We start from the raw sequence: 12,914 nt of genomic DNA, 5'->3' as shown, positions 1-12,914 counted from the left end.
GGGTATCCTACGCAGATGCTTAACAACGACACCCTCCGCAGCATCCGTTACATGCTCGACCTTGGCGACGTCCACGTCGTCGAGATTCTCGCGCTGACCGGCCAGACCGCCACCCGTGAAGACGTGGAAGGCTGGCTGAAGAAAGACGAAGAAGAGCCCGGCTTTGTCGCCATGCCCGACGTGGTGATGGCCCATTTCCTCGACGGCCTGATCATCCACCGCCGCGGCCGTGATGAAAGCCAGCCCGAGCGTCCGGTCGAAACCCGGATCAACAACAACACCGTGCTGAAAAAGCTGCGCGTCGCCTTCGAACTGAAGGAAGACGATATCGTCGCCATGCTTGGCAACGCAGGCATGCGCGTGACCAAGGGCGAAGTGAACGCCCTCTTCCGCCAGCCCAAGCACAGCAACTTCCGCCTCTGCGGCGATCAGTTCCTGCGCAATTTCCTCAAGGGCCTGACGAACCGCCTTCGCGGGTAAGCACGCGACCCTTCCAGATGACGTGGCGGACAATCAACGCCACGGCCAGCACCGCCACGAACGCGCCGTAGCCGTAGAGCGCCGGCACCACCTGCTGCCAGATGGCACCGCTCTTCGGGCCGAACTGGTCGGCCGCCGGCAGTTCGACGGCGTCATACGCCATCAGCGCCGCCTGGATCGACACGACCACCGCGGCGAGCAACGCCAGCACATCGAAACTGCGCCGCGCGACACCGCGCGGCAGCGACTTCGGGTAGGCCCAATACGCCCAGCCAAGCACGATGAGCCAGGGCGCCAGCAACATCAGTGCGAGGTAGCGCATCGGCTTAGTCCTGGGCGGCGGCCAGCGCGTCGAGCGCGGCGCGAAGGCGGAGGATGGCCGCCGCGCGGGCGACTTCATCCGGATACGACTGGCCGTTGGCGACGACGGCACCATCGAGCAACAGCGCGACATGGTCGCCCTGCGACTCGATGACGGCCGTCGAACCGCCCAGCGTCGACAGCGCCTTGCTCATCTGCCCGGCGGTCTTCGGGTCGGCAAACGGCGCGGAGAGCAGGAGCTCTTCGCCATCCGCGCCGAACAGGCGGAAACGGAAGCTGCCATCGGTCTCGCGGAAGCTGGCAAAGCGCGGCGGCTTCGCCTTCGTCACGGCCTTCGCGACCACCGGCTCGGCCTTCGTCGCCGGACGGAACGTGCGCAGGCCCACCGCCTCGCGCAGCTGCGCCAGCAGGGGCACCGCAATCGCCCGCGCCTTGGCCGCGCCGGCGAGCAGGATGTCCTCCATGTCGTCCGGCCGTGCCATCAGCGAGTCGTAGCGCTCGCGCATCGGCGCCACGTCGGCTTCGATACGCTCGAACAGCACCTGCTTCGCCTCGCCCCAACCGATGCCGCCATGCAGTGCATCGGCGAACGCCGCGGTTTCCGCCGGGGACGCAAACGCCTTGAAGATGGTGAACAGCGCGGAGTCGTCGGTGTCCTTCGGCTCGCCGGGCGCCCGCGAATCGGTGACGATCTTCATGATCGACTCGCGCAAGGCCTTCGAGCCGCCGTCGAACAGCGGGATGGTGTTGTCGTAGCTCTTCGACATCTTGCGGCCGTCGAGGCCAGGCAAGGTGGCCACCTGCTCTTCAATCTGCACTTCCGGCAGCACGAAATACTCGCGGCCGTAGATGTGGTTGAAGCGCTGGGCGATGTCGCGCGCCATTTCGATGTGCTGGATCTGGTCGCGGCCCACCGGCACCTTGTTGGCGTTGAACGCCAGGATATCGGCGGCCATCAGCACCGGGTACATGTACAGGCCGGCGGTGACGCCGGCGTCCGGGTCTTCCTGCTGCTCGACATTGCGATCCACCGCGGCCTTGTATGCATGCGCTCGGTTGAGCAGGCCCTTGCCGGTGACGCAGGTCAGCAGCCACATCAGCTCCGGCACTTCCGGGATATCCGACTGCCGGTAGATCGTGGCGGTGTTCGGGTCCAGGCCGCCGGCCAGCCAGGTGGCCGTGATCTTCATGCGCGACGCGGCGACGCGGTCGGCATCGTCGGCCTTGATCAGGGCGTGGTAGTCCGCCATGAAATAGAAGGCATCCACGTTGGGGTCCCTGCTGGCGACGATGGCCGGGCGGATCGCGCCGGCGTAGTTGCCGAGGTGCGGCGTGCCGGTGGTGGTGATGCCAGTGAGGACGCGGGTACGCATGGGGGCCTTGATTCGAAACGGATGGAAACCGTTTGAGTGTAGCCCGGTCAACGCATCAGGGTCGACTTTCCAAACAGCGACTCCACCAGTTCCACGGCCAGCTTGGCCGTCTGGTTCCGCTTGTCGAACGCCGGGTTCAACTCCACGATATCCAGCGAGCCCACCCGCCCGGTGTCGGCGATCATCTCCATCACCAGCTGCGCCTCGCGGTAGTTCGGGCCGCCGCGCACGGTGGTGCCCACGCCCGGGGCGATGCTGGGGTCCAGGAAGTCCACGTCGAAGCTGACGTGGAGGTGGGTGTCATCGTCCACGCCGGCAAGCGCCTCTTCCATCGCCGCCTTGATGCCGATTTCGTCGATATAGCGCATATCGTAGATATCGATACCCACCTCGTGGACCAGGCGCTTTTCGCCCTCGTCCACCGAACGGATGCCGATCTGGCGGATGACGTCCGGGCTGATCGCCGGCGTGGTGCCGCCGATGCCGGTCAGCGCCTCCGGGCCATGGCCGCACAGGCAGGCCACGGGCATGCCGTGGATGTTGCCCGAGGGGGTGATGTTGCTGGTGTTGAAGTCGGCATGGGCGTCCAGCCACAACACGCGGAGCTTCTTGCCCTTGTCCCGGCAATAGCGGGCCACGGCCGAGATGGAGCCGATGGCCAGGCAGTGGTCGCCGCCCAGCATGATCGGCAGGTGGCCATCGTTGAGCGCGCCGTAGATCGCCTCATGGGTGGCGGTATTCCAGGCGACGGCTTCGTCGAGGTGCCGATAGCCGTTGGTCGGCGGCAGCCAGGGGTTCAGTGGGCCGGTGACATTGCCACGGTCGATGACGTGCATGCCACGCTTCGACAGGCGCTCCGCCAGGCGGGCAACACGCAGGGCCTCGGGGCCCATGGAACTGCCGCGGTGGCCGGCGCCGATATCGGTGGGGACGCCAACAAGGGCGACCGAACGGGTGGTTGGGCTCATCCCGCAAGTTTACACCCCGGCCTGTCTCAGCCACGTTGCAGTGCCGCAGGGGCCGAAGTCCCCATCGACTGGCGCCTCAGTGTATGGCGCCATCCAGATGCCGAAGCGAGCGTCCGTCGCGCCGGTGGCGGTAGGCCAGGGCTTCGGCCACGACGGCCAGGGCAATTTCGGGTGAGGTGTTGGAACCGACGTCGAGGCCAGCCGGCACGTGCAACCGGGTCGAGTCCACGGCGCCCGCCATGAGACCGGCACGTTCGCGGGAACCCAGTGCCCCCAGGTAAAACGCGTGGCCGTCGCGTGCTGCCTGCAGGTAGCCGATATCCCGTTCCAGGTTGTGCGTCATGCTGACAAAGGCAGTGCCGGCGTCAATACGTGCCGAGGCAACCACGTGCTCCGGCCGCGCCACCTGGCATTCCCAACCTTCCGCTGGAAGCACGATCTGTTCGAGCCGCTCCGGGGCGGCATCCACGACCACACCGTGCCACCCCACGAGGCTCGCGGCACGGGCGAGTTCCGCCGCTTCGGGGCTGGCTCCGGCGATCACCAGGCGGATCGGGGGGAGGAACGATTCGTCGAGGACACGACCACCGCCAGGCACCTCGGTGCAGCAGGCTTCGTCACTATCCCCCAACAGACCGGTACTTCCGTTGATCCGACGCACGACGGGGCGTCCTGCGTCGGCCGCTGGAAAGTGCGTCCTCATCCTGAACGGCTCGCGAGACGCGATGGCGTCATCCAGTGCGGCGATGAACGTGGTGATATCGCCACCGACGGACTCGATGAACACTTCCAGCGTTCCACCGCAGCCCATCTCAAGGAGCAGATCGAGGCCGTGGTCTGCGTTGTACGCGACGTAGTGCGAGCGCTCACCCGAGATGACGCGCTGCGCCCGTTCCACGAGATCGCGCTGGGGGCAACCACCCGACAGCGCATTCACCACGCTGCCATCCTCACGCACAAGCATGGCCGCTCCCACCCGCCGAAACGTAGAGCCCGTCGTCGCGACAATCGTGACGAGCGCACAACGGCTCCGCGCGCGGTGCGCCTCGCGCAGCGCCGATGCCAGATGACGCAATTCCGTTATCGATTTCATCAGGAAACGGCCGGAAGCCCCTTGATCAGCTTGTCCCAGGTGACCGGGTAATCGCGCACCCGAACGCCGGTGGCGTTGTAGACCGCGTTGGCAATGGCCGCCGCCACGCCGCAAAGGCCCAGTTCGCCGATACCCTTGGCCTTCATCGGGGATGACGTGGGGTCGGTCTCGTCGAGGAAGACGACTTCTTGATGCGGGATATCGGCGTGTACCGGCACTTCGTAGCCGGCAAGGTCGTGGTTGACGAAGAAACCGAGGCGCTTGTCGACGAAGAGTTCTTCCATCAGCGCCGCACCCACACCCATCGTCATGGCACCAATCACCTGGCTGCGGGCCGACGTCGGGTTGAGGATGCGGCCGGCCGCGCACACCGCGAGCATGCGCCGTACCCGGATTTCGCCGGTGGCTGCGTCGACGCCCACCTCCACGAAATGGCTTCCGAAGGTGGACTGCTGGAACTTCTTCGACAGGTCACCAAACTCGATCGAATCCTCGGCAACCAGCTCCCCCTGCCTCGCCGCATCGGACAAGGCGGCGGTCTTCCCGTTGCTTTTCACGTGGCCGTCCTCGAACACGGCTTCGGCAGGATCCATACCCAGCTTCGCCGCCACCGCCTCGCGCAGTTTCATGCAGGCGGCATACACCCCTGCGGTGGAACTGTTGCCGCCGAACTGGCCGCCCGACCCGGAGGACACGGGGAACGACGAATCACCCAGCGTGACGATCACCTGCTCCATCGGCACACCCAGCATCTCGGCGGCGGTCTGGGCAATGATCGTATAGCTGCCGGTGCCGATGTCGGTCATGTCCGTCTCGACGGTGACCTTACCGTCTGTTCCGAGCCGGACGCGCGCGCCGGATTTCAAGGTAAGGTTGTTCCGGAACGCCGCCGCCATGCCCATACCGACCAGCCAGCGGCCATCACGGCGCGTACCGGGCTTCGCATCGCGCTTGTCCCAGCCGAAACGTTCAGCGCCATCGTGCAGGCACTGCACGAGACTGCGCTGGGAGAACGGTCGCGCCGGCTTTTCCGGATCGACCTGCGTGTCGTTCATCGTGCGGAAAACCACCGGGTCAAGCTTCAGCTTCTCGGCCATTTCGTCCATGGCAATTTCGAGCGCCATCAGCCCCGAGGCTTCACCCGGCGCGCGCATGGCGTTGCCCTCGGGGAGGTCCAGCACGGCGAGGCGCATGGCGGTCATGCGGTTCTCGCCGGCGTAGAGCAGGCGTGTCTGCATCACGGCAGTTTCCGGGCCACCACCGGGCAGGTCGCCGGACCAGCTTTCATGACCCATCGCCGTGATCTTGCCCTCCGCCGTGGCGCCGATGCGGATGCGCTGGATGGTCGCAGGGCGGTGCGTCGTGTTGTTGAACACCACGGGGCGCGGCAGCGTGACGGCCACGGGCCGCCCCGCCGCACGCGAGCCGATCGCAGCCAGCAGCGCATCGCTGCGCACGAACAGCTTTCCGCCGAAGCCGCCACCAATGTACGGCGATACGAGGCGGACGTTATCCGGCGGCAGGCCGAGCGTTTTTGCAACATCCCCCTTGCCCCACGCGAGCATCTGGTTCGATGTCCACAGGGTCACCTTGTCGCCATCCCACGCGGCGATCGAGGCGTGCGGCTCCATCATGGCGTGTGACTGGTCGGGCGTGGTGTACGTGGCATCGAGTTTCACCGGCGCGCTGGCGTAGGCACCTGCAAAGTCACCGACAGAGGTATCCACAGGCGCACCGTCATCGGAGGGCTTCGTCGCGCCCTGCTTCGCGGCAGCAAGGCTGAACTGGCCGTTCTCGCGGGCGTAATCCACGCGGACAAGCGCCGCGGCGGTGCGTGCCTGTTCAAAGGTCTCCGCGACGACGACCGCGAGCGCCTGGTGATAGTGCTGCACCTCGGGTCCACCGAGGAGTGAGGCCGTGTTGTATTTGCCCTTGCCCAGCTTGCCGGCATCCTTTGCCGTGACGATTGCAATGACCCCTGGCGATCGCTTCGCCGCACGCGTGTCGATGCCAAGCACGCGCCCCTTGGCAATCGTGGCCGGCACGATGTAGCCGTAGGCATGGTTCGGTACCGCGTCGTGACGCTCGTACGCATAGCGAGCCGTACCGGTGGTCTTCAGCGGCCCATCGATGCGGTCGTGGGCCTTGCCCACGTACTTCAGGCGGTCAATGGGATTGACGGTGGCAGGCGTATCGAATTTCATGCGCTGGCCCTCGCCTGAAGGAGGACAGAGCCCAGCGTGCGCTCGACCAGGGGAATCTTCGCGGCATTCATGGCCGTGGGCTTTGCACCCGCGAGGAGCTTCGTCGTCACGGCCTGCGCGCCCTGCGGCATGGCCGTATCGGCCGCCTCGACGCGCCAGGGCCGGGGCGCCACGCCGCCCAGCGCGACAACGCCCGTCCCATCCTTCTGCACAATGGCCGCCACCGAGACGAGGGCGAAGGCGTACGACGCGCGGTCGCGCACCTTGTGATAGATGTGAACCCCGCCGGCCGGTTTCGGAAGCGTGACGGCCACGATGAGTTCGCCTGGCTTGAGCGCATTTTCTACCTGCGGCGTTTTACCGGGCAGCGTGTAGAAATCCGCGATCGGGATCCGCCGGGTGGTGCCGTCACCATGCATCGTCTCCACCGTGGCATCCAGGGCACGCATCGCCACGGCCATGTCGCTGGGATGTACCGCGATACAGGCCTGGCTGGCGCCGATCACCGCGTGCGAGCGGCTGAATCCGTCGATCGCCGCGCAACCGCTCCCGGGCAGGCGCTTGTTGCACGGCTGCGCCGTGTCGTAGAAATACGGGCAGCGCGTGCGCTGGAGCAGGTTGCCGGCGGTCGTCGCCTTGTTGCGCAACTGGCCGGACGCACCCGCCAGGAGGGCGCGGGACAGGAGTCCGTAGTCGCGCCGCACGCGTTCGTCGGCCGCAAGGTCGGTGTTGCGCACCAGGGCGCCTATCCGGAGGCCACCTTCCGGCGTCTCGGTGATCTCATCGAGGTCGAGGCCGTTGACGTCCACCAGGTGCGTGGGCTCCTCGATACCCGATTTCATGAGGTCGAGCAGGTTGGTCCCACCGGCGATGAACTTGGCCTGCCGGTTACGCGCGACGGCTGCCGCGGCCTGCGCGGGCGAGGTGGCGCGCTCGTAGGTAAAAGGTTTCATGCCTTGGCCTCCGCCACGTCGGTGATGGCCTCGACGATGTTTGAGTAGGCACCGCAGCGACAGATATTGCCGCTCATGCGCTCGCGGAGTTCGTCGGTGGAAAACGTCGTCTTTGCCGTGAGGTCACTGGTGACATGGCTCGGGATGCCCTGCCTGATCTCCTCGAGCACGGTCACCGCGCTGCAGATCTGGCCCGGCGTGCAATAGCCGCACTGGTAGCCGTCGTGCTTGATGAAGGCGGCCTGCATCGCATGGAGATTACCCGGCGCACCAAGCCCTTCGATCGTCGTGATCTTTGCACCCTGGTGCATCACCGCCAGGGTCAGGCAGCTGTTGATCCGCCGGCCATCGACCATGACGGTGCAAGCGCCACACTGGCCGTGGTCGCAGCCTTTTTTTGTTCCGGTGAGGTGCATGTGCTCGCGCAAGGCATCAAGCAAGGTCGTGCGCGTATCCAGCTGCAGGGATTGGGCGTGGCCGTTCACCTCAAAGGCCACCGGCGCCATGACGGGCGCCGCGCCTGCGTCAGCGCTGGCGGGCTCCGCGAGGAGTGGTGGCATGGCGACAGCGGCGGCGGACGCGGCGCTGAATTTCAGGAACCCCCGTCGGGAGACCTGTATGTCTTTGATGATGTCCAAGGCGTTTTCCTCGATGCCGGCGGGTCTCGATGGGAGGCGCCGGGGGATCATAGGAAAGCGGGTGCATGCATTTCGTGCGTTAAACAAAAAGGCCCGCATCACTGCAGGCCTTTGGTTTCGCTGGTGCCGACACCCGGATTCGAACTGGGGACCTACCGCTTACAAGGCGGTTGAGTGGCCATTTAGTATCGGAACGTTGCACAACACAAAACAGGCTTCAGGCTAGCTGCACCAACGGATTAGGCGATGCCCTAGTTACACGAGATAACATTGCGTAACATTGGCTGACACGACCTTTTGTTGCCTGGAGTTGCCTTGCTGTGGCCGCCCATCCCGCTCTCACACAGAAACACCTCAACGCTATCAAGCCGACCGACAAGCAGGTCGATTACCCAGATGGCGCGGTGCGCGGGCTGGCGCTTCGGGTTTCACCCGGAGGCGCGCGTACCTGGGTGCTGGTCAAACGCATCCCGGACGAGGGCGTGAAGCGGATCCGCCTGGGGCACTACACCGGCGACCCCGGGGATCACACCCCACCGCCGGTCGATCAGTTCCCGACGGGGCTACAGGCCCTGTCGCTGAAGCAGGCACGCGAGGAGGCGACGCGGGTGCTGGCGCTCATCAATGCTGGCCGCTCGCCCTCGAAGGAGCGCAGGAGTCGTCGCCAACAGGCGGCCGTCCACGCGCAACGTGGATCGTTCGCCGACCTGCTCACGGAATACATCGCGCACCGCGAGGAGGGAACGGAGCGCCGGGCTGCGGCCACGGTCCGGCAAGTGGGGGAATGGCGGCGGATCCAAGCGCAGCTCGAGCGTGACGCCGGCGACGTCCTTGCCATGACGGCGCGAGACGTGGAGCCTTCGCATATTGTCGCCCTGCTACGCCCGATCTTTCATCACGGGGTTGCGCGGCCGAAGAAGGGCCGGGGTAGCGCAGGCCGCCGCGCGGCAACGGGAGCACAGGGGAGCGCGGACAAGGTGCACACCTTCCTGCGCGCAGCGTTCGCGTACGGGCTATCGTCCGAGAATTCAGTTGCCCGTCGCGCGGTGACCGTCTACGGTCTGGTCCACAACCCGGTGGATCCCGTACCCCGAGAAGCCCGCAGCACGCCTGGTACGCGCGCGCTGTCGGCCGCCGAGCTGCGACAGTTCTACCTGACGATCGACAAGGCGCCTAAGGTGGGTCCGGTCCTTGCCGAGCTGTTGCGATTCACAATCGCCAGCGGGGGGCAGCGCACGCATCAGCTGGCACGTGAGCCATGGACGGTCTACGACCGCGGTGCTGGCACGGTCACGCTCACAGATCGGAAGGGCCGCGGCGGCGCCCCTCGTCCGCACATGGTCCCGATGTCCAAGCGCATGGCGGCAATCCTGGCGAAGATCGAGAAGATCACTGGCTCGTTCCGATTCCCGTGGGCGACCAACGGCCGGTCGCACGTGGACATCGCGTCGCCCGCAGGCGCGGTGCGTTACTGGCTGGAATCCGACTTCGCCGTCGTCGACGGCAAGCGCGTGGCCCCGTTCACGCCCCGGGACCTCCGGCGCACCTGCACTCAGTTGATGAAGGTGGCCGGTATCCCCGACGATCTGGCGGACCGACTACAGAGCCATGGCGTCTCCGGCATCACGAATGTCCACTACCGGAACAATCCCGAGCTGTACCTGCCGGAGAAGCGCCAGGCCCTACAGAAGTTTGAGACGGCGCTGGGGAGAATCCTGAAAACCTAGATCACCCGGCGTCCCAGGTGATGGGCACCCCGCCGAGGAACCGCTCAAACATCTTCCGCGCGTCCTCCAGAGGCGGCAGCACCGTCGCATATTGGCGTTCCCCGCCGACTCGCAGCTTCGCTGTCCCCAATGCCGCACCGAAAATCTCCCGCAGCTTTTTCCAGAACAGCGCATTGTGGACGGGTCGATATTCGCGATCGACCCGCGACTGCAAAGTGTAGTCGTTGTACGCCGTTTCCTTGGCGAGTTGCACCGGGCCATCCGCCCACTCCGTGCCGGCGACCCAGCCGTTCGATAGCGCGCCATGCAGCCAGCGTAACGGGCCTTCCAGGCTCGCGAGCTTCTGGTCGAGACCCGCTGCCGTTTCCGGGAACTGCCCGATGTTGAACCCGGCAAGGTCATACGCGAGCAAGTCGTGAAGCATGCCGGCCAAGCCGCCGGCCGCCATCTGTGCGCGCAGCCTGGCGAAGAAGGTCCGGTCATTGCGGCGGCAGTCTGAGACATCGAGCACGCAGAACCGGCGCTGGTCTTCGGACGCCGGCACCACCCATTCGTCGTTGCTTGCCATGACCACGTGCGCGCAGTTGCGGACCTTCACCACGTCCACACCCTTCGCCTCCATCAGCATGGTCCCCTGGGTGAGGAGCGCCTTGAGAACAGGCGCATCCTGGCGGTTTCCAGCGAAGAACGCCTCGTCCGCCAGGACCATCACCTTGCAGGCAAGGTGCTTGTTGAAATTGCCGGTCAACTGCTGGCGGCTGTAGATATGCACGAAGTGCTCGCCGAAGATGGAACCGATCGTCTCGCCGAAGGTGCTCTTGCCGGTGCCCTGCCCACCCCGCAGCACGAGCGCTACGCCCGCCGGCTCATAGGGCTGCTGCACCATGTGGGCAAGCCACCCCATCACGTATGCGTCAGCCACAGCGTCGCCGCCGCACACGACATCGCGCACGAGTTCGCGGAAGATAGACCAGTCGCCAGGTGTTGGCCTGACGGCAAAGCCACCCCACAGGTTGAGGACGCCCTCACTCACGCGCTGCTCGGGGGCGAAGTCAACGCCGTTCCGGTAGAACCGCCGGCTCGGCGATCCCAGCCACGCCTCTGCCAACGGCTTGGACGCTCCATCGAACTGTAGCCTGCGATCCTTGAGCACAAGCTCGAATGCACCCTTCCTCATCGGGGTGTACTTCACTTGCCCGCCGGGCAGGTCCTGCTGGCGGTAGACGAGTGCGTCGCCATCGTTGAGCACAACGGCGAACTGCTTGTTGAGCTCGTCGAACGGATGACCCTTGGCGCCAGCGACAGGCGTGTCGGCCTCGTCGATCGGATCGAACTGAGCTTCAGGGGCCTCGGCGCCAGGAGCGTCCTGCATGTACTTTGTGGCGTGGCGCACCTTTTCTGCCAAGCGGTCGGGACTCCACCCACATCCCTCGTCCCAATGCTCGGACAACATGAGGTCCAGGGTTTGCGCCTGCGTGGCGCCGAGCGCCATGCACCGTGCAGCTACCCGGTACGCGCATTGGTCACCGCCCGCGCCCTTGACCGAGCGCTCTGCGGTTTTCAGATACTCAATGACCCGCTGCTCGGCGCGCACCGGATCGATCCCCGGCAGGGCCTCACGGTTGGCGCTGCGGGTACGGGCAGGGCCGCAGGCATCGACCAGCCACTGCGGCGCCGCTGTGGGCGCGCTGGGGCGGTCGGTGAAGTACTCGCCCGCCTCGACGCGGCTCCCTGGAGCGACGACGTAACCACCCTTGGACCGGATATCGAGGCCCTTGGCGAGAACATCCACGCCCTGGCGCAACGCTGCGGGCACACGGTAGATGATGTGGCGTCCGCCGGATGGGGTGACGTGCTCGCACGTCAGGGGAAAATCCTTGCCGTCCATTTCGAGGCGCACGAGCTCGCCCGGACCGTTCTTTCCATGGCCGGCGCCGTCGACATCCACCACCACCAACGCGTCGCTGTCACCGTACGCTGATGTGCTGATACCCCAGTTGCACCCAGGGAAACGATCGGCCCAACGCTGGATGCGCTCGGGATCGCGCGTGGCGCGGGTCGGGAATGCCTCGATCGCCGGCAGCTTGGTCAGCGGGCGGATCGGAAAGAGGTGAAACCCTTGGCGTGCGAGCGACAGGGCTTCGGAAACGTCCGTCATGCGCCCTCCTTTTCACGCTGCGCGGAAAGCACGCGGCCGTAGATGAAAGCCTGAGGGGAGATTTCGGGCCACGTGAGCGGATCCGCGGCCAGGGCGCGGAGGGCATCGGCGCGTGCATTCTCCGTGCGCTCGATTTCGCGTAACGAACGCCGGTACTCGCGCCGTTCCGCGTGCGACGCGTCGGCGCAAATACTCTTCGCTATGTCAGCGATGACGCCAAGGTTCGTTTCCAGCGCGCTCACTGCGCCCAACAGCTGTCCAACAGGCACGCGGACATAGTCCGACCCGGGTTCATAGGCACCGAGGATCACAGAGGCGACCATGGGCTCGGGGTGAGACACGCGCAGCGCGACTTCGAAGTGACGGTGGCCGGGAGAGTGGCCCGGCGCATCGGCTGCTTCGCCCAAGTCATGGCGCGACCGCAAGGTCACGACCTGGCCATGCTCGAGTCCGTTGCGCAGACGACCGCGGATCACCTGGTTGACCAGATCGCGCGTTGCGGCCGCGTCCGGTGGCGACAATGCGTCGCCGAGTTGGTAGCTCGACCCGGCACGCATCAACGCGTCGCCTTCGCGTCACGCGCGGCAACAAATGACGCGACCCACGCGGCCAGTTCGCTGGTCAGCCACGCGGCAGTTCTCCCGCCAAGGTAGATACGCCGCGGGAACTTCCCCTCGCGTTCCAGCCGGAGAAGGTGGGCGTTGCAATAAGGGATGCTCCAGTCGCGCTTCAATGCCTCGCGTGTGACCGGGTAATCGTGGACGGGAGTGGAAGGTTTCACTGTCGACATATCGGGAACCTTGATGGATGACCGACACGCAGAAGGCGCAGATGTGCCTCGACGTATCGGCCAGGATGGCTGATAGATCGAGGCGGCGAGTTGCTTGGTCTTAGCCGGCGGTGTCGCTACAGCCCTAACGTTTTAGGCTCGCACCGGGGACCTTCAATCGCGCGCCACGCTAAACCGTTTGGGGAAGCAGCGACGTGCATAGGATAAGG

General features: G+C 65.7%; 12 protein-coding genes. 2 read left to right on the top strand and 10 right to left on the bottom strand.

The window, feature by feature from the left end; all coding sequences use genetic code 11:
- Positions 1 to 15 precede the first annotated feature (15 nt).
- On the top strand, positions 16 to 480 hold the full coding sequence (locus tag FIV34_RS04185) for a YehS family protein (RefSeq protein WP_139979971.1): 465 nt from the start codon (positions 16 to 18) through the stop codon (positions 478 to 480).
- Here the strand turns inward: FIV34_RS04185 and FIV34_RS04180 are convergent.
- The 7 genes from FIV34_RS04180 to paoA all read right to left on the bottom strand — a co-directional run bounded on the left by FIV34_RS04180 (position 449) and on the right by paoA (position 8,081).
- Positions 449 to 802: a hypothetical protein gene (locus tag FIV34_RS04180; protein WP_139979969.1), complete on the bottom strand. Its 354-nt coding sequence runs from the start codon at positions 800 to 802 to the stop codon at positions 449 to 451. The genes FIV34_RS04185 and FIV34_RS04180 overlap by 32 nt on opposite strands.
- A gap of 4 nt (positions 803 to 806) precedes the next feature.
- Positions 807 to 2,174, bottom strand: a complete 1,368-nt coding sequence (locus FIV34_RS04175; protein ID WP_139979967.1) for a tryptophan--tRNA ligase — start codon at positions 2,172 to 2,174, stop codon at positions 807 to 809.
- Positions 2,175 to 2,221: 47 nt separating this feature from the next.
- Entirely contained in the window at positions 2,222 to 3,142 is a 921-nt protein-coding gene (rocF, locus tag FIV34_RS04170; RefSeq protein ID WP_139979965.1) for an arginase, read from the bottom strand.
- Positions 3,143 to 3,218: 76 nt separating this feature from the next.
- The gene (locus tag FIV34_RS04165; RefSeq protein ID WP_139979963.1) at positions 3,219 to 4,235 is read right to left on the bottom strand and encodes an XdhC family protein; all 1,017 of its coding nucleotides are present in this window, start codon (positions 4,233 to 4,235) and stop codon (positions 3,219 to 3,221) included.
- Entirely contained in the window at positions 4,235 to 6,439 is a 2,205-nt protein-coding gene (gene paoC, locus FIV34_RS04160; RefSeq protein WP_139979961.1) for an aldehyde oxidoreductase molybdenum-binding subunit PaoC, read from the bottom strand. The genes FIV34_RS04165 and paoC overlap by 1 nt, the downstream gene beginning before the upstream one ends.
- A complete protein-coding gene (locus FIV34_RS04155; protein ID WP_139979959.1) occupies positions 6,436 to 7,392 on the bottom strand; it encodes an FAD binding domain-containing protein in 957 nt (318 codons plus the stop codon). The genes paoC and FIV34_RS04155 overlap by 4 nt, the downstream gene beginning before the upstream one ends.
- Positions 7,389 to 8,081, bottom strand: a complete 693-nt coding sequence (gene paoA, locus FIV34_RS04150) for an aldehyde dehydrogenase iron-sulfur subunit PaoA (RefSeq protein ID WP_139985678.1) — start codon at positions 8,079 to 8,081, stop codon at positions 7,389 to 7,391. Before paoA ends, FIV34_RS04155 begins: the two co-directional genes overlap by 4 nt.
- Positions 8,082 to 8,350: 269 nt before the next feature.
- Between paoA and FIV34_RS04145 the strand changes: the two genes are divergently transcribed.
- Complete coding sequence (locus FIV34_RS04145; protein WP_170207512.1) at positions 8,351 to 9,757, top strand: tyrosine-type recombinase/integrase; 1,407 nt, start codon at positions 8,351 to 8,353, stop codon at positions 9,755 to 9,757.
- A gap of 1 nt (position 9,758) precedes the next feature.
- Here FIV34_RS04145 and FIV34_RS04140 read toward each other — a convergent pair whose 3' ends face one another.
- From FIV34_RS04140 to FIV34_RS04130, 3 genes are read right to left on the bottom strand one after another with little or no spacing between them, the layout of a single operon-like run.
- Positions 9,759 to 11,915, bottom strand: a complete 2,157-nt coding sequence (locus FIV34_RS04140) for a bifunctional DNA primase/polymerase (RefSeq protein WP_139979955.1) — start codon at positions 11,913 to 11,915, stop codon at positions 9,759 to 9,761.
- Positions 11,912 to 12,472, bottom strand: coding sequence for a hypothetical protein (locus FIV34_RS04135; RefSeq protein ID WP_139979953.1), 561 nt, complete (start codon positions 12,470 to 12,472; stop codon positions 11,912 to 11,914). Before FIV34_RS04135 ends, FIV34_RS04140 begins: the two co-directional genes overlap by 4 nt.
- A complete protein-coding gene (locus FIV34_RS04130) occupies positions 12,472 to 12,705 on the bottom strand; it encodes a helix-turn-helix transcriptional regulator (RefSeq protein WP_139979951.1) in 234 nt (77 codons plus the stop codon). Before FIV34_RS04130 ends, FIV34_RS04135 begins: the two co-directional genes overlap by 1 nt.
- Positions 12,706 to 12,914: the final 209 nt, after the last annotated feature.

This window comes from Luteibacter pinisoli, assembly GCF_006385595.1.
In the GTDB taxonomy this organism is placed as follows: domain Bacteria; phylum Pseudomonadota; class Gammaproteobacteria; order Xanthomonadales; family Rhodanobacteraceae; genus Luteibacter; species Luteibacter pinisoli.
The sequence above is the reverse complement of the archived record's forward strand: the minus strand, read 5'-3'. Positions and strand labels throughout refer to the sequence as shown.

What these genes read in the sequence shown, in the direction of transcription:
- FIV34_RS04180 (WP_139979969.1), bottom strand. Translation starts at nt 802, where the DNA reads ATGCGCTACCTCGCACTGATGTTGCTGGCGCCCTGGCTCATCGTGCTT.
- paoC (WP_139979961.1), bottom strand. Translation starts at nt 6,439, where the DNA reads ATGAAATTCGATACGCCTGCCACCGTCAATCCCATTGACCGCCTGAAG.
- rocF (WP_139979965.1), bottom strand. Translation starts at nt 3,142, where the DNA reads ATGAGCCCAACCACCCGTTCGGTCGCCCTTGTTGGCGTCCCCACCGAT.
- FIV34_RS04135 (WP_139979953.1), bottom strand. Translation starts at nt 12,472, where the DNA reads ATGCGTGCCGGGTCGAGCTACCAACTCGGCGACGCATTGTCGCCACCG.
- FIV34_RS04175 (WP_139979967.1), bottom strand. Translation starts at nt 2,174, where the DNA reads ATGCGTACCCGCGTCCTCACTGGCATCACCACCACCGGCACGCCGCAC.
- FIV34_RS04140 (WP_139979955.1), bottom strand. Translation starts at nt 11,915, where the DNA reads ATGACGGACGTTTCCGAAGCCCTGTCGCTCGCACGCCAAGGGTTTCAC.
- FIV34_RS04130 (WP_139979951.1), bottom strand. Translation starts at nt 12,705, where the DNA reads ATGTCGACAGTGAAACCTTCCACTCCCGTCCACGATTACCCGGTCACA.
- FIV34_RS04185 (WP_139979971.1), top strand. Translation starts at nt 16, where the DNA reads ATGCTTAACAACGACACCCTCCGCAGCATCCGTTACATGCTCGACCTT.
- paoA (WP_139985678.1), bottom strand. Translation starts at nt 8,081, where the DNA reads ATGATCCCCCGGCGCCTCCCATCGAGACCCGCCGGCATCGAGGAAAAC.
- FIV34_RS04165 (WP_139979963.1), bottom strand. Translation starts at nt 4,235, where the DNA reads ATGAAATCGATAACGGAATTGCGTCATCTGGCATCGGCGCTGCGCGAG.
- FIV34_RS04155 (WP_139979959.1), bottom strand. Translation starts at nt 7,392, where the DNA reads ATGAAACCTTTTACCTACGAGCGCGCCACCTCGCCCGCGCAGGCCGCG.